The organism is Candidatus Uabimicrobium amorphum (assembly GCF_009002475.1).
GTDB lineage: Bacteria > Planctomycetota > Uabimicrobiia > Uabimicrobiales > Uabimicrobiaceae > Uabimicrobium > Uabimicrobium amorphum.
This window is the reverse complement of the sequence record NZ_AP019860.1, coordinates 2,029,132-2,051,386: the sequence shown is the minus strand read 5'-3', so window position 1 is coordinate 2,051,386 and position 22,255 is coordinate 2,029,132. Positions and strand designations below refer to the sequence as shown.

17 protein-coding genes are annotated in these 22,255 nt (G+C 40.0%); 3 read left to right on the top strand and 14 right to left on the bottom strand.

The window, feature by feature from the left end; genetic code table 11:
- The first annotated feature begins 114 nt into the window (after positions 1–114).
- Complete coding sequence (locus UABAM_RS07280) at positions 115–1,440, top strand: NAD(P)-binding domain-containing protein (RefSeq protein WP_151967337.1); 1,326 nt, start codon at positions 115–117, stop codon at positions 1,438–1,440.
- Here the strand turns inward: UABAM_RS07280 and UABAM_RS34125 are convergent.
- Positions 1,424–1,855 carry a Fur family transcriptional regulator gene (locus tag UABAM_RS34125; RefSeq protein WP_151967336.1) on the bottom strand — a complete coding sequence of 144 codons (432 nt, stop codon included), beginning with the start codon at positions 1,853–1,855 and terminating at the stop codon, positions 1,424–1,426. The genes UABAM_RS07280 and UABAM_RS34125 overlap by 17 nt on opposite strands.
- Before the next feature lie 559 nt (positions 1,856–2,414).
- On the opposite strand from UABAM_RS34125, the gene cdd reads away from it, so the two are divergent.
- Positions 2,415–2,831: a cytidine deaminase gene (gene cdd / locus UABAM_RS07270; protein WP_151967335.1), complete on the top strand. Its 417-nt coding sequence runs from the start codon at positions 2,415–2,417 to the stop codon at positions 2,829–2,831.
- A gap of 34 nt (positions 2,832–2,865) precedes the next feature.
- On the opposite strand, the gene UABAM_RS07265 is transcribed toward cdd, so the two are convergent.
- The 10 genes from UABAM_RS07265 to gcvP all read right to left on the bottom strand — a co-directional run bounded on the left by UABAM_RS07265 (position 2,866) and on the right by gcvP (position 19,078).
- Positions 2,866–3,894 (bottom strand): hypothetical protein, encoded by a 1,029-nt coding sequence (locus UABAM_RS07265; RefSeq protein ID WP_151967334.1) that lies wholly within the window; start codon positions 3,892–3,894, stop codon positions 2,866–2,868.
- Positions 3,895–3,919: 25 nt separating this feature from the next.
- Complete coding sequence (locus tag UABAM_RS07260; protein ID WP_151967333.1) at positions 3,920–5,164, bottom strand: hypothetical protein; 1,245 nt, start codon at positions 5,162–5,164, stop codon at positions 3,920–3,922.
- Positions 5,164–6,204: a saccharopine dehydrogenase family protein gene (locus tag UABAM_RS07255; RefSeq protein ID WP_151967332.1), complete on the bottom strand. Its 1,041-nt coding sequence runs from the start codon at positions 6,202–6,204 to the stop codon at positions 5,164–5,166. Before UABAM_RS07255 ends, UABAM_RS07260 begins: the two co-directional genes overlap by 1 nt.
- Before the next feature lie 10 nt (positions 6,205–6,214).
- On the bottom strand, positions 6,215–7,306 hold the full coding sequence (locus UABAM_RS07250) for an oxidoreductase (RefSeq protein WP_173013176.1): 1,092 nt from the start codon (positions 7,304–7,306) through the stop codon (positions 6,215–6,217).
- A gap of 10 nt (positions 7,307–7,316) precedes the next feature.
- Positions 7,317–8,108 carry a serine/threonine-protein kinase gene (locus UABAM_RS07245; protein WP_151967330.1) on the bottom strand — a complete coding sequence of 264 codons (792 nt, stop codon included), beginning with the start codon at positions 8,106–8,108 and terminating at the stop codon, positions 7,317–7,319.
- Between the two features lie 7 nt (positions 8,109–8,115).
- Positions 8,116–9,792: a serine/threonine-protein kinase gene (locus tag UABAM_RS07240; protein ID WP_151967329.1), complete on the bottom strand. Its 1,677-nt coding sequence runs from the start codon at positions 9,790–9,792 to the stop codon at positions 8,116–8,118.
- A 176-nt stretch (positions 9,793–9,968) separates the two neighbouring features.
- The gene (locus tag UABAM_RS07235) at positions 9,969–12,965 is read right to left on the bottom strand and encodes a GspE/PulE/PilB domain-containing protein (protein WP_151967328.1); all 2,997 of its coding nucleotides are present in this window, start codon (positions 12,963–12,965) and stop codon (positions 9,969–9,971) included.
- 311 nt (positions 12,966–13,276) lie between these two features.
- Positions 13,277–14,863 (bottom strand): leucyl aminopeptidase, encoded by a 1,587-nt coding sequence (locus UABAM_RS07230; protein WP_173013175.1) that lies wholly within the window; start codon positions 14,861–14,863, stop codon positions 13,277–13,279.
- Between the two features lies 1 nt (position 14,864).
- Positions 14,865–16,091: a threonine synthase gene (gene thrC, locus UABAM_RS07225; RefSeq protein WP_173013174.1), complete on the bottom strand. Its 1,227-nt coding sequence runs from the start codon at positions 16,089–16,091 to the stop codon at positions 14,865–14,867.
- Positions 16,092–16,204: 113 nt separating this feature from the next.
- Entirely contained in the window at positions 16,205–19,078 is a 2,874-nt protein-coding gene (gene gcvP / locus UABAM_RS07220) for an aminomethyl-transferring glycine dehydrogenase (protein ID WP_151967325.1), read from the bottom strand.
- Between the two features lie 80 nt (positions 19,079–19,158).
- On the opposite strand from gcvP, the gene UABAM_RS07215 reads away from it, so the two are divergent.
- On the top strand, positions 19,159–20,226 hold the full coding sequence (locus UABAM_RS07215) for a phosphatidate phosphatase App1 family protein (protein WP_151967324.1): 1,068 nt from the start codon (positions 19,159–19,161) through the stop codon (positions 20,224–20,226).
- An 88-nt stretch (positions 20,227–20,314) separates the two neighbouring features.
- On the opposite strand, the gene gshB is transcribed toward UABAM_RS07215, so the two are convergent.
- The 3 genes from gshB to UABAM_RS07200 form a co-directional block, all read right to left on the bottom strand.
- On the bottom strand, positions 20,315–21,241 hold the full coding sequence (gene gshB, locus UABAM_RS07210) for a glutathione synthase (RefSeq protein ID WP_151967323.1): 927 nt from the start codon (positions 21,239–21,241) through the stop codon (positions 20,315–20,317).
- A gap of 135 nt (positions 21,242–21,376) precedes the next feature.
- Positions 21,377–21,745, bottom strand: a complete 369-nt coding sequence (locus UABAM_RS07205) for an STAS domain-containing protein (RefSeq protein WP_151967322.1) — start codon at positions 21,743–21,745, stop codon at positions 21,377–21,379.
- Positions 21,746–21,754: 9 nt separating this feature from the next.
- Positions 21,755–22,246: an ATP-binding protein gene (locus UABAM_RS07200; protein ID WP_151967321.1), complete on the bottom strand. Its 492-nt coding sequence runs from the start codon at positions 22,244–22,246 to the stop codon at positions 21,755–21,757.
- Positions 22,247–22,255: the final 9 nt, after the last annotated feature.

Genomic DNA, 22,255 nt, shown 5'->3' with positions numbered 1-22,255 from the left:
TTATGCAATTGAATTGCAAAATATGTACAGTTGAAGTGTCCGTCGAGGTATAAAAGTATGAGTAACTTTTGAAGAGAACAATAGTACATTTTGTTGAATAAATGAGGTTATAGTATGTTAGATTGGCTTGTAATTGGTGGTGGTCCTCAAGGGGTCCATTTGGCGAACCATTTGCGATATAATGGTGTATGTTCTAGCCGTTTAGTGATTTTAGACCCGCATAGCACACCTTTAGCGCGGTGGAATCACCATACTACAAATACAGGTATGACCCACATGCGATCTCCCCTAGTACATAGTCTTGGCATAAAACCATTTGAGCTGGAAAGTTATGTTGATGAGCCGCAGTTTAAAAATGATAAGTTAAATTTAGCGGAAGGTTGTGATGAACATGATTTTATTCCACCGTATGATCGTCCCTCACTGAGGTTATTTATGCATCACGCCCAATTTGTGGTAAACAAGGCTGGATTGATGGATAGTTGGTACCAGGGGAAGGCAGAAGTGATCGAGTCAACGAATAATGGATACCAAGTAAAAACGGAAAAAGGTGTCGTGTTTGAAGCGAAGAATGTGGTATTGGCTTTGGGAATAGGAGACCAGCCGAACTGGCCGGAGTGGGCCAAGGTTCTTAAGCAGTCTAGCGATTCTAACGGTGTACATCACATTTTTGACCCAGATTTTCGACGCGACCAAATTGCGACTAGTGACAACGTTACTATTGTTGGTGGTGGTATTTCCGCTGTGCAGCTAGCATTGACTCTCTTAGAAATCAATCCAAATCGGCAAATCATCATCGTTTCCCATCACCGTTTACGAGAGTCAGATTTTGATAGTGACCCTGGCTGGTTAGGCCCAAAATATTTGGAAAAATTTAACGCGGAACAGGATTACGCGCAACGTCGTACTATGATTCAAGAGGCCCGAAACGTTGGTTCTTTAGCATCAGAAGTGATGTACAGTTTGCAAATTGCCATGCATAACCAAAAAATAGACTGGAAACTGGTTAAAATCGACAATGTAGTTTACAATCCTACATCTCGAAAAGTCGTGATTCGCGCACACTGTGAGTTAGATAACCTTGAAACATGGGAAGCCGACACTATGGTACTCGCTACCGGGTTTGAACGTAAACGGCCTGGTGGATCTTTTATTGACAATGCGATTAAAAACCTTAATTTACCAACAGCCGCGGACGGGTTTCCTATTGTAGATTGTTTTCTAAGATGGCAAAAAGGTTTGTTTGTGATGGGGCCGTTAGCAGAACTAGAAATCGGACCAGCCTCTAGAAATATCAGCGGTGCTCGTATGGCGGCAAAGAAAATTATGCAAAGTCCAGAAGCAAAACAGTTTTTTAAGATACCTGACTATTTTCGAGAACATCATATAGTTCAGGTGACACCAAATCTTTCAAAGTCGGATCTCAATTCTCAGAGTTAGTATTTGAATTTTGACAATCCTGACAAATACCAAAGAATTCTAATTTGTGGGACACCTCTTTATAGCCTTGTTGTATCAAAACTTTTTCCATCTCTTTAACAAAACAATACTTCACTGTGTCGATTCTATTGCAATTGCGACACATAATATGGTGGTGGTGTTCTGAACATTTATATTCGTAACGTGAAATGTTATCGCCGAAGTCACATCTTTCCACAATTTTACATTTTTCGAATTTTTTTATGCATCGATACACTGTTGTACTATCGCAAGTGGAAATTTTTTCGTGTATTTCATCAATCGAAAACGGACCGTGATTTTTCATTAAAAATTCTAAAATAGATTTGCGGACTTTTGTATTGCTGATTTTTGCTTGTCTTAATATATGAGTGCTACAGAGATTATTATTGCCCATGATTTTCACCTGCGTATCCTGAAAAAAGTTTTTTGCCGTAGTGAAACACGAAAAATGCAATTGAATTGCTATTGTGGGAATTTATATTACCTTATTTGTCTAAAAAATGCAATTAAATTGCATTTTTTCGTTTGACACTCCTGTGATAACGTGATAATTTAGAGAGCGTATACTTTAAAGACCTCCAATCTTTAACGAAAAACCCTCATTATGTAATGAGGGCTATTTTATTATACTGTTAGTTAGTAGTCAGCTATTATGTTTACGTATAGATAAACTCCCCCCTGTTGACTACTAACTAGTAGTTTAATAGCAATAACATTTGTTATTGTGTTTTCGAATACAGACATCTTTACGACCAAACACCTCATCTCACAACACTCCATCAACTTTTCTCTGTGAATCAATACCACATTCATTAAAAGTCTTTTCTGTTGAAGCTATGTTAGAGGTCAAATAATCCGTGAGCATAACAATGATAAATCGATTGAGTTACGGAATCAAACGAAGGTAGAGGATTAAGCCTATTCTCAAAGTTAACAAACATTAGAGAGAGATTATGAAGTATCAGGAAGAGTTGATTAAAAGAGCGACTTTAGCACGGGAAAAAGCATATGCACCCTATTCTCAATTTAAGGTAGGAGCTGCTCTATTATGCGAAGATGGCTCAATATACACAGGATGTAATATAGAGAATGCTTCTTTTGGTCTTACTTGTTGCGCAGAAAGAGTGGCTATTTTTAATGCCATTGCGGAAGGCAAAAAGAAGTTTAAGGCAATTTGTATCGCTCTATCTTGTGAAGAAGGTTCTCCTAGCCCTTGTGGAGCTTGCCGCCAAGTGATTTTTGAATTCGGAATGGATATAGAGGTGATTACAATCAATGTGTTTTCTCAAAAAATAACCGTAGAAAGTATCTCAGAGTTAATGCCGCGTGGTTTTAAGTTGAGTGCCGTTGAGAAAACAAAACGCGAATAGTTAGACCTATTCGCGTTGGATACGTCGGACAAAGTTATTTCTTCTTTGTGGTTTCCACTGCTTGCATCACTTCATGAATAACATATGGTTTTTCGTCAGGTATCACTTCAATGTTCTTTTTGATCGGTTGATAACCCTCAATAGAAGCGTAAAATTCGTATTTTCCTGGTTTGATGTGTTGCGCGTAGCGAATATCTTGTTTTCCTAGTTTTAGTTGTTGTGGAGTAAGGCTTTTTCCACTACTAGATACAATGTTTACTTGGAATTTACGCGGTTTACTCACTAGATTTCGAACAATAACGTTTTTTTCTCCGCGGTGAACACGTAAATATTCGATGATGGAGTAGTAACCGCGCTTTTTGATTTCAAGTGTTGGATTGGTGTTTTTTGTGCGAATTTCCGCGTTTTCTTTTTTCTTGACAAATGGTTTGCCGTCTAAAGTACTACTGTCTGGTGTTATCGGCTTTCGGTTGAAATCACTAACTAGTTTTAGCACCACATGTGCATGCGAAAGATCTTTGGGCTTTTCGGTGGATGGACCATATGCCTTTAGTTTTTGTTCGAGAACAAATTCTTTGTCAGAGGCAAGTATGGTGATGATTTTGCGCATGGGCATGTAGCCTTTTTTGGTAATAGCGAAGTCGTACTGGCCGGGTAGTAATTCTAGATCTTTCGTTAAAGGTTTATCATTGACGGTAATTGTGTCAGGAGTGATGACTTTTCCAGTTACCGAAGAGATGATTTTATTAGAAATTTTGCGTTTTACGGCAATAAATTGATAAGCAAATACAAACTTGTGGTTGTCTTTTGTGATGGAGATTTCGTCACTGTGATTTTGGTATCCTTTGGATTCTAATGAAATAATATATTTACCTGCGTTGACCATGTCCCCATCTTTTACTTGAACAGTTTGTGTTTGGTTTTTCAACGAGACTTTACAGTTAGGAGTTCCGTATTCTGCGGGACTATTATAGGTGATTTGTAGTTCGATTTGGACTTGGTCTTGGTCCGCAATTAGCATTGCGGCAATGATAAATACACTCAAAAAACATCTTTTAAACATGTGTTTTCCTCTCTTGTTTGTGTGATTAATGAGTCGAAGTTAGAGGAGATTCATCAATTAATGAAAAATCGCTAATGATCGATGGTTGCGACGGATCGGCAATCGGCTCCACGGTAAATTTTTGTTGGATAGCTTCGGGTAATTGTCTCCAGGAAGTATATACATTTTTTTTGGTGTCGCATGCATATAATAAATATGCATCCTGTTGAACTCTACAGCAAATAAATAGCCAATTTTGTTTGTCACTGTCAGTGATAATAATGGCAGAAAATGCTCGTTTTTCACTGGTGGCAAGTAGTTTTTCGATATGTTTTCGGTACTTTTTTGACCAGCGTAAGTCGGTAAATATCATGTCCGCGGCATTTATTTGCGGAAATTCTTTTTTAGAAAACTCTGTGGTTTGTTCTGTCAAATCGCGGCGGAAAGCCGATTTTTCCATACGCATTTTTAATGTTTGCTCTGCCAAAAAAGAGGCATGATATTCATCATTCGACAAGTCAATGCACACCACAGAAAAAAGGAGTAACAATAGTAAAAGTAGTCCATTGATAAATTTTAAGATGGTACGATGCCCTGTAAAATGGAGAACGAAAGAAGTCGAGATCACCGGAGAAACAAACGCCAAGGTGATGATGGTTGTCATGACAATTTGCACAAAAAGGTATACAAACGCGTCTTCTACGGAGAGATATGGAGGGAAAATACTAAAGTAGTAAATGGCTACTTTGGCGATAAACAAAAGCGTTATCCCGTAAACTATTTGGCAATAAAGTTTTAATTCTTCGCGTACGCGGAAGGAGAAAAGGGCTGTGATAAAAGCCAACGGAAAATAAAAAGTGTAGTATATAAATGCCGGAGGTTTGTGGGTAAAGTAAAAGATATATAGTTTGCGAAAAATCCTCAATGTATGTCCTACGAGAGGAATGGAATCGAGAACCGTGTGGTTTCCTACTAAATAGGAAAGAAGTTTCATATTTGCGGTAACGATAAAAGTGAAGGCGATAATAAATATTAGCTCGTAACAGTCCAGGAAAAAAGCCATTACCGTAACAAAACAAATATAGAAGGCTAGATATATAATTCGTAGTAAAAGAAGCTCTGTATAGAACCACCATTTGTTTTTTATTTGCCATTGCGCCTTACCGTGTTCTACGATCTGTTGTAGCTCGGTCTTGGCGAGAGGTTGTGCTGGTGAGCTTTTATTTTGCTGTGCACTCTGTTTTGGATCTTGTTGCGTATTTTGTTTAAATTCCTGTGTGTAGTCAACCATTACACGTCCTTTAGAACAACACCTTCGCAGGATTCTACTAGGCTACTTCCATAAACGAGAGAAGGAGTTTGGAAACCAGCTTTGATTTCTCCCTCCAGAACTTTTTGTACGATTTTGAGCGCCGCGATTGCCGTAAAGGTGTATCCTTCTGGTCCTTCAAGTATTGAAGTTAATGTTTTTTCTCCGTCTTTTACTTCGCCCCATACCAAACATCTTCCGCGCATGCGCTCTTGATCACTTGGTCCTGCTGGTTGCGCTTTGATACGTTTTTTCAGGTAATTTTGTACAGGAGAGCTACTCAATAAAAAACCTAAACGTCTCGTGGCTTTGGCACCAAAACGCATGGCAAAAGGAGCCGCCATGTATACTTCGATGTTGGGTATATTCGTACTGTAGTAAGCAGTAAAAACATCGCCCCATGGTATAGTGATTGCTTTTGTTTTGCCATAGCCAAAATCGATACTGCGTGTTTTCCACGCCGACTTTACTTTTACGAGTTTACCGTCGCGGCGAACACAGCCACCGTTACCAGCATTTTCGGCCATGGTGGTTGCTGTACCATGTGAAATTCCCCCCGATCCCTGAAAAGCTAGAGCAAGGTGTGTGGCTGTTGGTAGGCGTTTTTTGAGATGTGCAGCCATACAGTCCGTGGGAACAACATCAAAGCCTACCCCAGGCATTAACATAATTTGTTGCTGTTTTGCCGCGTCATCTTGTTGTTGTACGCTGGCGAATACTCCCATTTCACCGGTAATGTCTAAATAGTGCGTTTTACTTTTTAGACAAGCTTCTACCATGGGCGAAGCGGTACGTGAAAATGGGCCAGCACAATGCAGGACCACATCGATATCTTGTATATTTTCCACGATTTTATCGACATCATCTAGCGAGAATATACGCTTTTCCAGTGATAGTTCTGTGGAAATTTTTGTCAACTGTTCAACATTGCGCCCGGCAATGATGGGTTTCATTCCTTGGTCTACTGCCATACGAGCGATGAGATGTCCTGAGTAACCATTTGCGCCATAAATCATCCACATGTTTGTTTTCCTATACAAGGTCTTTTAATAAATCTTTGTGAAAAGGACGGAGTTGTTGCCACTCACCGCGTTTTACTATTTGTACCCAGTTGGGGTTCGCAATAAGGGCGCGTCCTACAGCAATGAGGTCTGCTTCGTTATTTTCTACTAAATCGAAGGCGGGTTGCGGAGAAGCGACTTGATCTTGTTCTTCCCCGTATGCATTATTGAAAGTAAGACTTACGGTTACTTTTCCTACCGCAATACATGGTAAACCCGATAATTCTCGTGCCCAACCGCACAACGTTTTATGGGAATCTACTTCTGGAAAACCAGGAACGGTGGCGTCGTATGTGCTGACATGTAGAATATCTACTCCTGCATTCTTGAGCGCAGTGACCCACAGCTCTAGTTGTTGTGGATTGGAGAATTTGATTTGGTTGTAGTCCGCGAGTTGCCATTGGCTAAAGCGGTAAATAATGGGAAAGTCTTCAGAGACGGCTCCACGCACTGCAGTGGCTACTTCGATGGGAAAGCGTATACGATTCTCCAGACTACCGCCATATTGATCTTGACGCTTGTTGGTCACAGGACTCACAAAAGAATCTAGGAGGTAGCCGTGGGCACCGTGAATTTCAATGGCATCGCAACCAATGGCTTCTGCATTTTTTGCCGCTTCAATGTAAGCGTTGATAACTTGCGCAAAATGGTGTTCATTCATTTCCTGTACAGAAGGACGCGAAGTTCCATCGGCTTTGGGAGGCATTTCGCATGCACTAGGTCCGATAGGATTGTGCGCGTAACGGCCGGTATGCCAAAGTTGTGGAGCAAAAGCGCTACCTTCTTCGTGGATTGCATCAACTACTTTTTTCCAGCCTTCGAGTTGCTCATCGCTTTCGAAACGTGGAACGGTGAGAGTATCATAAGCATGAAAGCTATCAATTCCTGTACCTTCACTAATAATCAACCCCACTTCACCTTGCGCACGACGACGATAATACTCAATGATTTCAGGGGTAGGAATACCATCTTTTTTGGCTTTGCGCCTGGTCATCGGGGCCATGGCGATGCGGTTGCGCAATTTTAGGCGTCCGAAAGATACGGGAGAAAATATTTGTTGCATGGATTTATCCTTATCGCAGTTTTGTGAGAGCCGCAGCAAGTTGTGTGGGATTTTGATAACGGCCATCAGGGTCTTTTTTTACCATTTTCATAATAATATTGCATAAAGAATCTGAAAGCTCAGGAACAAGGTCTTTCGGATGGCGTACTTTTTGTGTTAGATGTTTTGACATAACAACAGTAGGGGTACCACCAAAAGGTACTTTTCCCGTAGCGAAATGGTAAGCGGTAATCCCAAGAGAATAGATATCGCTGCGTATATCTATATCGGCCTCACCTCGTGCTTGTTCCGGAGATATGTAGTAAGGTGTTCCTGTAATTTTTGAACCGTCAAGTTGCGCTGCCGCTAAACCAAGATCACATAGTTTGGCACAACCTGTTTTCGTAACCATGATATTCTCTGGCTTGATGTCTTTGTGTAACATTTTGTGTTTGTGGGCGTGCTCTAAGGCAAGAGCCATTTGCTTTGTAATGGAAATAACTTGTTTTTCTGGTAATTTTTTGTTTTTGCGGATGAGTTGTAATCCCGTATCACCATCGACATATTCCATGACAAAATAAATGAGGTTATTGGCGGTACGTCCGACATTTATTCCTTTGATAATATTGCGATGAGAAAGTTTTGCTACCGCCTTGGCTTCTGATACAAATCGTTGTTGTATTTCAAAATTTTTTGCCAATTCAGGACGGAGTATTTTTACCGCTACATTTCTTCCCATACTTGTTTGAACGGCTTTAAAAACAATACTTGTCGCACCTTCTCCAATTTTTTGTAGTAGTTGAAATCCTTTGACGTTTTGCATAAATTACCTAATTATTAAAAATCCATTTTTTGAGTTCTTGCTGTAAATAGGGAGATAAAAATATATAAATAGCGGCAACAATGACAATACCTAAAAATGCTAATAACAACAATTTTATTGTTTGTTTAAAAATGCTTTTTACGGGAGATGATGGTTCTAATGTGGGTGGTTTAAACGTTTCTGTGGGTGGTTTAAACGTTTCTGTGGGTTTCGTGACCATTTTTTGCATCGGTGGTAGAACCGGAGTAAACGCTTTTTGTGGTTGCATATTGCGTATAGGAGTTTGATGACCTTGTGCCTGACGTATGGGGGTTTGGGTCTTCCGCGACTGCTTGAATGTTTCAAAATCAATGTTGCGTGTCAGATTTGTTTTCGTCTTCTTCAGCTCTGGTTTTTTATTCGAATTTATATTGGCCATCATATTCATGTATTCGCTGGTGTTACCTGATTTTATGATACGTGTTCTTTGAGTTTGCGATGGCTCTGAAACTGCCGCGTTTGACTCTGGCATTGGTGTTGGCGCTGGCGCTGATTTTGGTGATTTTGGTAGAACTTTTGTGGGGGCCGATGTCATATTTTCCGGTGTTGAATTTGTTTCGGGTACTGGGGTGCGTTTTTTGATCCATTCCCGAGGGTTGTCGATGATCTTTGGGCTATTCTTTATCGCTTCGATTACTTTGGTATTGCAATTTAATTTTTCCGATAGTTCCTGAATAGCAATGCGTTCCATTAAAGTTCTTGCTTGGGTCTTTACATTTCTTTGATGTGATATCGTTTCTAAAATATTGACGATTTGTTCATCGGGTATTTGACTTCGATTTACATAGGCAAGAAATACATCTTCGACATTTTTGTTTCCTGTCTTCCTGTTTCCCGAAGAAATACTTTGTATCTCTTTTAAGAAGTCTGTCACCGAGGCAAAACGATCTTGTGGCTTTTTCTCCATCAATTTTTTGATTAGGTCGTTCATTGAAGAGGAAATATTCGGACGATGCTTTTGTATTTCTGGGGTTGCGGAAAATGCAATTTGTTTAAAAATAGCTTCTGTTGTTTCGCCTTCAAATGGCATTAGGCCACTTAGCAAGTGAAAAAGAGATGTTCCAAGCGAATATAAATCACTGGCAGGAGAAACTTTGTTTTCCATGACAAGCTCAGGAGCACTGTAAAAAGGGCAATCAATAATATCGCTGTTGATCCAAAAATCAACATCTGGTATAAAACCGAAGCCCATCACCTTAACATTTTCATTGTTTTCGGTGAATACGGAAAAAGGACTTATGTTTATATGTAGAACGTTCTTTTCGTGTGCGTAGAGCAAAGCTTGTCCAATTTGTTTTGCGATTTCAAGAGCTTTTATTGTTGTAATCACACCAGATTTTTGGCAAGCATCAGCTAGAGATTGTTCATACATGGGAAAGCCAGCATAAAAAGTATTCTTTTCATAGCTCACCTCTTCAGGCGTTATAATATTGGGGTGCGACCATTTTGTTGTGCTCAGAAGAACTTTGTACAGCGCCTGTTTTTGTTTTTCGGTTTTGACATAACCTTCTTTGAAAACAATGACCATCTTTTTGGTATCGTTTTCTGTATCAAAAGCATGAAAAGTAATGCTGGAATTATTGGCTTCAATCAGTGAAATGATTTTATACTTCCCCAAGTATGAACCAATTAATTCATGACTCATCTGCAAATTCCATAAAATAGGTTGAAACAAAATTGAGTGCAATGGCTACCACTGATGCATAGCCTTTTTTACAATAGTTTAGCACAGCACATAACATGAACGTAAACGTGAACGCTATTGTAACAACAACGTCCACGTTTACATTTTTTAGTAGCGATATGTTCGTAATTTTCTGATTAATATGTTAATTCAAGATTATCGTCTACTGGTAGGCCTTTTTTGTGTCGGTTGAGTAAGTAGAATATTCCTGCAAGACCTAAGAAGGAAAGACCCACAATTAAACCGAGATTAAATACTCCGTTGGTTTGCTGGGCAAATTCATCTAGTTTTTGTAAGGCAAAACCCATCACCTTTGGTGATTTTTCGATGATTTGTTGACCAAAAACTGTGTGAATTAAAGATAGTATTGGAAAAATGAAAGCACAGGCCATCGAAAACTTCGCTGAAGTCTGTTTGACCACCTGGAAGTCCAAATCTATATGACATACACGTTTGCCATCATGCCAAAATTGTAGATGCGCATCTTGTATTTTTCCTACGGAGACAGGGGTTATCCATATTTGGGCTTTTACGTCTCCACTTAAGTCAACATAAACCTCTTGTGAAGAAACAATGCATCCTGGTACATGAGGAACAATTTTTACGGTAGGATTGTCTGCCGACACACTTATTCTTCCTCTTACTTGGGTGACATTGTCTGCTGATTGTATCTTTATTTTCTTTTTGGAAAAAACTACGTTGATGGGATATGTTTTCCATAAAGATATTTTGTTGTAGTGCTTCACATGAATGTTACGTCGCAGCGAGGTGAGCTTTTTCTTCGGCTGTGCAACTGGTTGAGCTGGTTGTGCTTGCGCAACAGGCTGCGGTTGTGCTTGTTTTTTTTCTTGTGGTGGTGCAGGCTCTTCTGCTGGCTGTGTAGGTTCTTCTTGCTCTGGGGTTTCTTGTTGTGTTTCAGATTCTTCCGCATCTTGTTCCAGAGACGAGGAACTTTCCGTATCAGCCTCTTGTTCATGTCGCGATTCTAAAAACTCGTCGCGTATACTTTGTTCCAACAACTCTTCTTCGTCGGTAAGATTCATTTCTGGATCGTCTGCTTTTGTCTTTTTTTGCTCTTCCTCGGCAGGTGTATCGATATTTGCCTCTGATTTGATGGCAATTTCATCTTTCGAATCTTGTTCTAGCTCTTCAGGATTAATGCCACCGTAAAGTGGGATTTCTTCCCCAATGGCGAGTTCACCTTGTGGTGCTTCCGCAGAACTTTCTTGTGGACTGTCAGCTTCTGCTTTGTCTTCCGCTTCGGCTTCATCATCCATGCTTACTTGACTTTCGCTTGATTCAATCAAACTGTCAGAAGCGGTATCTTCTTGTGATGTCTCTGGTGTTTCTTCGTCTTGGGGTTCACCAGTTTCAGCCAAAGGTGATTCTTGATCTATGTCGAAACCACCACTTTCTGTATCGCTAGCGCTTGCATCTGTGGCAATATTTTCATCCATGGCATTCGTACCATCGTCACTGTCGATATCAAAGCCATCGGCATCGGCCATCGGTGCAGCAGCACTTGCACTATCATCGCTATCAAGAGAAAAACCATCTTCCATTGCACTGTTGGCATCACCGTCTATCGAAAATCCGTCGCTCATCGAATCAGGACTATCACCTCCGTCGATGGCAAATCCGTCGTCCATAGGATTCGCGGCGGTATCGTCACCGTCTATCGAAAATCCATCGCTCATCGAATCGGGACTATCACCTCCGATGGCAAATCCGTCGTCCATAGGATTCGCGGCGGTATCGTCACCACCTATGGCAAAACCATCACTCATAGGATCGGCTGCGGCATCATCACCACCTATGGCAAAACCATCGTTCATAGGATCAACTGCGGCATCATCATCACCACCTATGGCAAAACCATCGCTCATAGGATCAGCTGCGGCATCGTCACCACCATCTATAGCAAAGCCATCACTCATAGGATCTGTGGCATCGCCACCACCTATTTCAAAGCCATCTCCCATTTCTGCACCAGCATCGGCGTCGATAGAAAAGCCATCTCCCATGGGGTTTCCACCATCAATGGAAAATCCATCACTGCTACCTGCTTGTAGTCCCTCTTCTTGGTTAGCAGATTGGATGAGTTCGTCCATACCACCAAAGGCAGCTTCTTCATGCAGATCAAAAGGTTGTTGTTCATCCATAATTTCAGGCGTGCCATCTTCGCCAGAGCGAGTGACTAGAGTAGGGGCATCCCATATTTGTCCTTCTGGTTTTTGAGGCTCATCGTCGGCAAAAAAATCGTCTTTATCTTGCCAAACAGTAGGTGCATCACATTTGTCCATTGATAACTCATCACTGGAGAGTCTTCTTCCGTTTTCAATGATAAGTTTTTCTTCTTTTTTGGCATAGAGTTGTTGTATACGTTGCTGTATACTGTTTTCTGGTGCGAGAACAGTTTCTATTTGTTGCTTTGCTAAAGATCTAATTTCCTGTAGCTTTTGTACATCAAAAGGATTAGGAACGGCAACAAATAGTACTCCACCCTCTTCTTTTATAGGGAGTGCACTGCAATGTTCGGCAACATCTTTGTTTATTTTGCCCAAAACTTCACTGGGAACTTCTAAATGATTTACATTAATAGTTGGTATATCTAGTTTACTGTTGATGGTAGTTAAGTAATCTTGCTCAGATACATATCTTCCTTCGATGAGTACTTGTGATATTGGTTGATTGAGTTGCTGAGCTTTTACCAAAATATCGTTGGTGTCACCGCTGATCATTCCACAAGAGGCAAAAAGTTCAAGAATTGCTTGCTGGAAACTTGTTTTTCCTTGGCTCATCATCGCGATGTAGTCTGCTTGTTGCTTTTGAGGTGCAGCAGGTGGTACTTCTTCCGCTGCAAAAGTATTTACTTCAACAGCCGGTGTAACTTGGCGTATTTCAATACGTTTTTTTTCGGTATAATTGTAGTCTGCGATAAATTGTTGAACGTTCATATTGAGATCAAGCTCTTCATTTTTGTAGTATAAGGCTAGATCTAAATCTTTTAGATGTTCGTATTTCTTTTTGAGAACAAGAATCGCACGACCTATTCTGTTTTGCTCTTTTAACTTTAAGGCGACTAATTTATTTGCAATTTTATCTTTTAAAATTACTTTGACTACCTCAGACATGTCGAATCCTTTTAGATAATTATTATTAAATGATTTGAGATAGGGTGTTACCAATTGTTTTGTAAGTTCAAAGCTCGTTTTTTAAGTGCTACTTAGTATTTGAGCTTTTGTTTGTGTTTTCGAAGTTGATAACTTACCCATATTTTTGTCAATTCTCAAAGGCTTTATCTTTACTTAAATGTAACAGAAAAAAAACAAAATGTCAAAAAGAGACTTACGAGGCTATATGTTAAATTTTGAGCTTAATGACAAATTTTATTTTAATTTTATGGAGTTTCAGCTAGTCGTCTATTGAAAATCCATACAAGATTTTAACTGTCGTATTTTGGTACTTCATCTTCCTTGTATAGTGTCTGACGAATATCCGCTGTTTTCTTCTCCCAAATATTGCGATCTTCTTTTAATAATCTTCTCATAAAGTCGGTGATAAGACGAATGCCGATTCCTGTAGCTCCATGAGGCATTAATGAAGTTTCAGAGTTAAACCAACTTACCCCAGCAATATCAAGATGAATCCACGGTGTGTCACCAACGAAATGGCTTAAAAACGCACCTGCGGTGATGGCTCCTGCTTCTTTACCTCCGAAGTTTTTAATGTCGGCAAAATAGCTTTTTAGCATGAGCTTATATTCTTCCATTAGTGGTAGTTCCCATACTCTTTCATACATATAGTCACCACTAGCGCGCATAATATCCATAACCGGGTCGTGGTTACTCATTCCACCAATGACGTAACGCCCTAGTGCAACTGTACACGCTCCTGTCAGTGTCGCAATATCTATAATAACATTTGGCTTTTGGGTAACCGCGTATCCTAACGCATCCATTAGAATTAAACGCCCCTCAGCATCGGTATCAATAATCTCCACAGAAGAACCGTCATAAGCAGTAATAATATCTCCAGGTTTAATAGAGTTACCACCGGGCATATTTTCACAAGTGGGAACAAGGCCGAATACTTTTACAGGCAACTTGAGACGCGAGATGACTTTCATTAATATAAGAACTAACGCCGCACCCGCCATGTCAATCTTCATAAGGTACATGTTACTGGATGGCTTGAGTGATATTCCTCCGGCATCGAAAGTAATCCCTTTACCGACTAAAGCTATGGAGTATTCTGGTTCGACCTCTGGCGTGTAGGTCATCATCACGAGTTTGGGTTCTTCTTCTGACCCTTGGCCAACACTCAAAATACCGTTCATACCCATTTGCCGCAGTTGATCTTGGTGAAATATTTTACTTTGAATATTGTCATTTTTTGCCGCAAGATCCAGAGCATAATTCGCTAAATAACTTGGTGTAACGTCATTACTCGGCTTATTAATTAGATCGCGTACCTCGTTAATTCCTTGCCCTATAATGGTTCCTTGGTTTATGGCGTCTTCTATGTCTTTTTCATCGATATTGTCTGGTATGATGAGATGAAGGTGCTCGATGGGAGTAAATTGTTTTTCATCTTTCTTATAGGTTTTTGCATGATACTGGCTCATGTAGGCAGCTTCGACGAGAAATGTTGCAATTTCTTTTACTTTTTCAGCGCTATACTCTTTATCGATAAAAGCCGACACTGTTTTGATCTCGTGATAAGAGTTCATTTTTTTTAATGCATGGGCCAAAGACACCTTAATTTTGAAAGGGTATACGTCTTTTTGTTCTCCTAGGCCGACGAGCATAACTCTTTTTTCTAATAGTCTACCAGATGAGTATAGTAGGACGGTTTGTTTCCATTTTCCTGCAAAATCTTCGCTATCAAAGGCAGGTTTTACAATGTCGAAATATGGATCGTTGTCCGGAAATCGTTCTCCGTAATCAACAGGTTCTTCTTCGAAATAGTCAACAATGATTACATCCGTTTCGATACGTTCTTTTCCATATGTAATTTCTATAGTGTGCAAGTTAATTTCTCCTCTGTAGGTACTCTTCCACTTTGCTTCGACAAGGAGCAATAGGTTGTGGACGTTTTACGATGGATAACGCAGATGATATATCTTTTAATCCGTTTCCCGTTATAATACAAACACTTACTTCTTCTTCTTTTACAACGTTTTGCGCAACGAGCTTATTGAAACCGGCCACACTCGTGGCTCCCGCTGGTTCCGCAAAAACAGCAAAATCGCGAGCGATATTGCGGATTTCGCATAAAATTTCACTGTCATCTACCTCGACACTAAGACCTTTTGATGCGATGATGGAGTTGAGCGCTGCAAGTCCATCTCGTGGAATATCCACGGAAATACTATCGGCAATTGTTGTCGCTGCTGTCTGCTTGATTGTTTTTTCACCGGTATTGTTGAAATGAACAAACGCCTGGTGTATCGCATTGCTTTTCGAACTTTGTACTGCCACAAGCCGTGGCAATTTGTCAATAAATTTGCAGTGGTATAAATCGTAAAAGCCCTTCCAAATACCACTGATAATATTACCATCGCCAACGGAAACAAAAACCCAGTCGGGAGCTTGCCAGTTTAATTGTTCACATATTTCAAAGGCACAGGATTTTTTTCCTTCACGAGTGTAAGGGTTGTATCCTGTATTACGATTGTACCAATTGTTATGTAGTGCAATTTCTTGGCATAGATCAAAAGCTTGGTCGTAGTTGCCGTCGATGGGAACTACTGTCGCTCCAAAAATGAGCAGTTGTGCTAACTTCGCCTGAGGTGCGCTATTGGGAACGAGAATGGTAATGGGTACATCGGCACTCGCTCCTAAACAAGCAATGGATGATCCGGCATTGCCGGTGGAGGCTCCCATGATACGCGGAGACTTTTTGCTTATGGCGTCTAAAAGAGCGATAGCGCTGGCCCGATCTTTGAAAGATGCGCTGGGATTACGACCATCGTCTTTTATGTACAAGTTTTGTTTCTTACTTTTGTACAAGGGGGTCCAACCAATCTGGAGGGACGGAATATTTTCAAAATTATCCACAGGGTAAAATGATCGATAACGCCAAATGCTGTAGTCTCGATTTTCCTGTAAACTTTTTTTGGAAATTCGTTGGGCAATTTTTGCATAGTCGTATACGACGTCTAAATTGTTCTGACAAGAGGGGCATGTGTATTGTATTTGTTCTACTGACCACTCTTTTTCACATCGTACACAACGAAGTCCAAGTACTGTGTCCATCTTTATTCTTTTTCTAGAGTTTTGTAAACAAAAGCAGGTATGGAACATTTGGAAAATTTATTTCCATTGATCGATACCTGCTTTTGTCGGAATGACAATTTAGGTGCTAACCTTTAGTCTTCCATATATTCTTCCATACCAGGACAAGTACAAATCAGATTGCGGTCTCCTTGCACATTGTCAATACGTGAAACGTACGCCCAAAATTTGTTATTCTTAATGTAGTCCAAAGGGAAACAAGCCTTCTTTGTACTGTAAGGATGAGGCCATTCACCAGCGATGGCTTCCCACGCGGTATGAGGGGCATTTTTCAATACATTATTTTTGTCATCGACTTTTTGCTCGGCAATTTCTCTTATTTCTTGACGTATACTCAACAATGCCGCTACAAATTGATCCAACTCATCTTTATTTTCACTTTCTGTGGGCTCAATCATCATTGTTTCGGGTACAGGAAAAGAAACTGTCGGGGCATGGTAGTTGTAGTCCATGAGTCGCTTTGCGATGTCTTCTACGGTGACATGAGCTGTGTTTTTAAACTCTCTCACATCAATGATCATTTCGTGAGCAACACGACCATTCTTGCCGCTATAAAGAAGTTTAAAATCATTTTCTAATTTTTTCTTTAGGTAATTGGCATTGAGTATCGCATATTCCGATGCCAATTTTAGGCCATCGCGTCCCATCATTTTGATATAAGCATACGAAATGAGTAGAATACTGGAGCTTCCCCAAGGAGCCGCTGAAATAGCTGAAATGGGGTTTTCTCCTCCTACCTTAGTTAAAACGTGCCCGGGTAAATAAGGAGCCAAATGTTTTTGGACACATATTGGTCCCATTCCAGGTCCACCACCTCCGTGAGGGATGCTAAAAGTCTTATGTAGATTCAAGTGACAGACATCCGCACCGATGATGCCGGGGCTTGTTAGGCCAACTTGGGCATTCATATTGGCACCGTCCATATACACCTGTCCACCGTTGTCATGAATAATCTGACAGATTTTTTGAATTTCTTCTTCAAAAACCCCGTGAGTAGAAGGATAAGTGATCATCAAACTGGAGAGATGGTCTTTGTGTTCTATCGCTTTCTTTTCTAGATCATCCACATCAATGTTACCTAGATCGTCACATTTTACCACAACTACTTTCATTCCTGCCATGACAGCACTAGCGGGATTTGTACCGTGTGCCGATGATGGTATGAGTGCTATATTGCGTTGTGTGTCTCCGTTGGCAATGTGGTATGCTCTTATGACCATGAGCCCTGCGTATTCACCTTGAGCGCCCGAGTTGGGCTGCAAAGAGGTTGCATAGAAACCAGTGATTTCAGAAAGATCTTTCTCTAATTCTTCAAATAGAGCACGGTACCCGAGGGTTTGCTCTTCTGGTGCAAATGGGTGAATCTGAGCAAATTCTGGCCACGAAACGGGAATCATTTCCATGGCGGCATTTAGCTTCATCGTGCAAGAGCCCAAAGCAATCATTGATGTTGTTAAAGAAAGGTCTCTGTTTTCTAAAGATTTTAGATAGCGCATCATTGCCGTTTCCGATTTGTATTTATGGAAAGCCTCGTGTTGCATAAACGATGTCTTTCTATGGAAATCTTGAAGGACATTTGTGCTTTGGTAGCTATCAAAATCTATTGTTGGTGCATTGTCAGAGAAGACCTGACAAATGGTTTGTATGTGTTCACAAGTTGTGGTTTCGTCAATGGCAATTGTAACGAGTTTTTCTGTATGTCTGAAATTCATTTGTTGTGCCAAAGAAGCTTTTTTGATGGCATCGTTTTGTTCGGGAGTTACCTCTATTGCCAGAGTATTAAAGTAATGGGTATTTAATTGACGAAAACCTAACTTTTGCAATTGCGCCGCGAGTATTTGTGTTAAAGTGTGGATTTTTGTGGCAATTCTTTTTAGTCCATCAGGGCCGTGATACACGGCATACATACTAGCAATGACAGCAAGCAAGACTTGCGCAGTACAAATGTTGGAAGTTGCTTTTTCACGACGAATGTGCTGCTCTCTAGTTTGTAGAGCAAGGCGGTAGGCATTGTTTCCTAGCCTGTCTTTGGAAACACCCACAATTCTTCCAGGGATGCTACGCTTAAATTTTTCGTGTGTGGCAAAAAACGCCGCGTGCGGTCCGCCATACCCCATGGGCACACCAAAAACTTGTGAATTACCCACAACGGCATCGGCTCCTATTTCGCCTGGAGGAGTAAGTAGAACCAAGCTAAGTAGATCCACTGCCACAGCAACTAAACTTCCGTTTTCATGGGCTTTTTCTATAAATGGTTGATAGTTATGTATTTGACCATCACATGTTGTGTACTGCACCAAGGCGCCAAAACACTTTTCGTCAAAGTTAAAGTTTTGAAAATTACCAATTTGCAGTTCTATCCCCAGCGGAGTGGCTCTGGTTTTTAAGACATCTATGGTTTGTGGGAAACACTCATCCGAGACAAAAAATACGTTTGCATCACTTTTTTTCATCTTTTTACTGCGTTGACGATAAAACATCGTCATTGCTTCCGCAGCTGCTGTCGCTTCATCCAGTAATGAAGAGTTCGCTATATCCATTCCCGTTAAATCGCAAACCATTGTTTGAAAGTTGAGTAGAGCTTCTAATCTCCCCTGAGCTATTTCTGCTTGGTAGGGAGTATATTGAGTGTACCAATTGGGATTTTCAAATACATTGCGACTAATAACCGCGGGAGTGATACATTGGTGATAGCCAAGTCCAATAAACGATTTATACACTTTGTTTTGTTTGGCTAGTGTCTGTAAATTTTCCGCCAATTCATATTCGCTAAGAGCTTGTGAAATGTCTAATTCTTTGTTACTGCGAATTTGTTCTGGTATTGTTTCCGCAATAAGCTGCTCTAGATTTTCTGCTCCTACTGTTTCAAGCATCTGTTTTGTGTCCGATTCGTTTGGTCCAATATGGCGATCGGCAAACACATCTGTGTGATAAATATTTTTGTTCACTTGTGACTTCCTTTATTGACTAGGAGAGAGTTTTGTATTAAACTCTAAAGATACTAAACTATGTAAATCACGGGGGGAATATGAAATATATATGGTATTCGATTATCGCAACTTTAATTTTAGGATTTAGTTTTTTGTTTGTATCCGGTTACATTAATAAAGACGAAACTGTAACATTTTTTCCCACATATGGCTATTATGAAGACGACGAACTAGTCGTTGATATCCACGGATGGATATATGAACTAGAGGAAAGGTCTATCTTTCGTAATATGTTTATAAAAACTATTCAACTTTCCGATAAAGAAACACGTAACAATCCACTTTTTAAAAAGCGCATGCGCTATTTTCTAGCTGATAATGAAGGCGGTAAAAAAATACCGATTCAAATAGCTGGTTCAGTTCTCACATTACCCAAGTCGCATGCCAATGGGCACTTTTCACTGTCGACAAAGTTCAAAAAAAATCAGGTACAGGAGTACATTAAGAGCGGTATTCTACCATATCATGTCTCAGAACAAAAGAGTGATGATAGAAAATTTTCCGGGGAAATACACATTGTCGACAAAGAAGGTGTCTCGGTGATTTCTGATATTGATGATACGATTAAAATTAGCAATGTGTTGAATAAAAAAGAATTAGTGCGCAATACTTTATTACGCCCCTTTAAAGCGGTAAAAAACATGCCGGAAGTATATCAAAAATGGAAAAAATTGGGAGCGAATTTTCACTATGTTTCTGGAAGTCCTTGGCAGCTATATCCAGATTTACAGCAGTTCTTTATTGATTCCAAATATCCTTTTGGTAGTTTTCACTTGAAAAAATTTCGTATCAAAGATTCTTCTATTGTTAAATTTTTGAAGTCAGACCAATTCAAATATAAATCGGCCATTATCGAAAAAATTATTGATAGATTTCCAAAAAGAAGGTATGTCCTTGTAGGTGACACAGGAGAAATGGATGCAACTGTGTACGCGCATATCGCCAAGAAATATCCCAAACAAATTATTGCTATATGCGTACGCGACGTCCAAAAGGCCGATGACTCTCTAGAGAATTATAAAAAGCTTTTTGCAAAAATAGACAGTACCATTAAATGGATGGTGTTCTCTGATGCAAAAGAACTCGAAAGCATTCAATTAAAGTAGTCAACTCAACACGGTAGACTCATGCTCTTGTAGGAATGACATTCAAGTGTTGTATTGATCCCTGGTACAAACCAGGGATCAGCCAAACCTACTGCAAAAACTTCTCGGACCATTTAATAATTTCGCAAGCAGGTGAGCTTCCATCTAATTCAGCAATTTCTTCTAAACAAGTGGGGCTTGTTACGTTGATTTCCGTTAACTTATCCCCAATCGTGTCGATTCCAACAATGTGCATACCAAGTTCTAAAAGTCTTGGTTTTATTATTGCACAAATCTGCTGTTCTTTTTCTGTTAATCCTGTTTTCGCAATAGTACCTCCGGCGGCCATGTTTGCACGATGGTCGTGATCTTGAGGTAACCTAAGCACAGCACCTAGGGGTTCACCATCTAGTAAGAATATACGTTTATCCCCCTCTTTGATCTGTGGAAGATATTCTTGGAGGATGATAGAATTTTTGCCATTTTGTGTCATCATTTCGATGAGAGAACTTAGATTTTTGTCTGCTGCGGATAAGAGAAATATGCCTTCACCACCTTTTGCCCCTATGGGTTTGGCGATTAATTTGTTTTGTTGTTGAACCAATTTTGTTATTTGCTTTTTGTGTTGAGCAATATACGTTTTTGGTGTTAACTGTGGAAATTCAAGAGCAAACAACTTTTCGTCACATGTAATGAGCGTATTGGGATTATTGAGTACAGGGCAGGTGGCTAGACGAAGTAGTTGACATGTTCTGGTGTAAGCACTGTCTACTGGAGGATCTTTTCTCATCCACACCACAGGCAAATTAGAGGAATTCAAATTAAACTCTTGCTGCTTTTTTTCGACCAAAATACCCTTTTCATTTTCGATGGACGTTCCTTGGGCAATGACGTGGTTACCATCCCAGTATATGTCGCTCATTTCACATTGGAAAACACGATGGTGGTGTCTCAGCGCACTTTTCATTAGCGCTAAAGTGGAATCATGGCCTGGAACAAGAATTTGGAAGGGGTCTGTAATAAATAAGTGCTGCATTTTTTATCCTAGCGAAATAGGTGGGTTTACAAGCGCAAAGGTAAAAAAGTGGACGTGCCTTTACGGGAGACACGTCTAAATTTTGGGAATTTGTTAAATACGCGGCGTGATGTTGTGAAAACATCCGAAGTTGTTTTAGCCAAATAAGCCAAAACCACCACCACCAGTTGCTTTCTTGCGATCAGCAACAATATCAAATACTTTGTGGAGTTTGGTGACTTTGAATATTTGCATTAAATTGGTACGTAGGCCACAAAGTTTTAGTTTGCCGCCTTGTTTTTTGACTATTTTTCTAATTTTTACTAGCTTGCCCAGTACGGCACTTGAAAGAAACTCAATATTGGCAAAATCGATAACTAGGTTAATTTTTTGTCGACTTTTTATAACGGATACCAGTTCTTCGGCGAATGTGGTTATATTAGTTTCATCTAAAATAACAGTGTCGAAAAAGCTCACGATAGTAAAGTTTTTTTCTTCTTCTATTTTCAGTGTCCCTTGAGACATTTTTAGCTCCTATTTAATTTTTAAAAAAACTAATATTTTCTCTAGTAGTTTTCTGAACTTGCTTCTTTTGTATCTCATCAGCTGTACGCTGGCTCCATTGTTGAAATACCAGATTTCGTCCATGTAGTTTTTCATTAACAAAATTCCACGTCCATGATCGTAGCCTAAAGTTTCTTCATCTTCGACATCAGGAACATCATCGGGAGAGAACCCCTCTCCTTCATCTTCTACACGTACTGCCCATTGTTTTTCAGTAACATACAATCCTGTGCGAAACTGTTTGTCCTTGCATTCTTTGTTACCGTGTTTGATCGCATTGACAATAACTTCATCAAGACACAATCTCGCCCAAATCTTGTCGTCTTCGTCCAGAAAACCTTGGTCGTCGAGAACTGAAATGATATCGTTTATCAATGGATTTTTTAAGGCAAGATTACTTTCTAGTTCTTTATATAAAACTCTCTCGCCATATTCGGGTGGCTCTTGTTTACGTATTTCCATGACAATTCC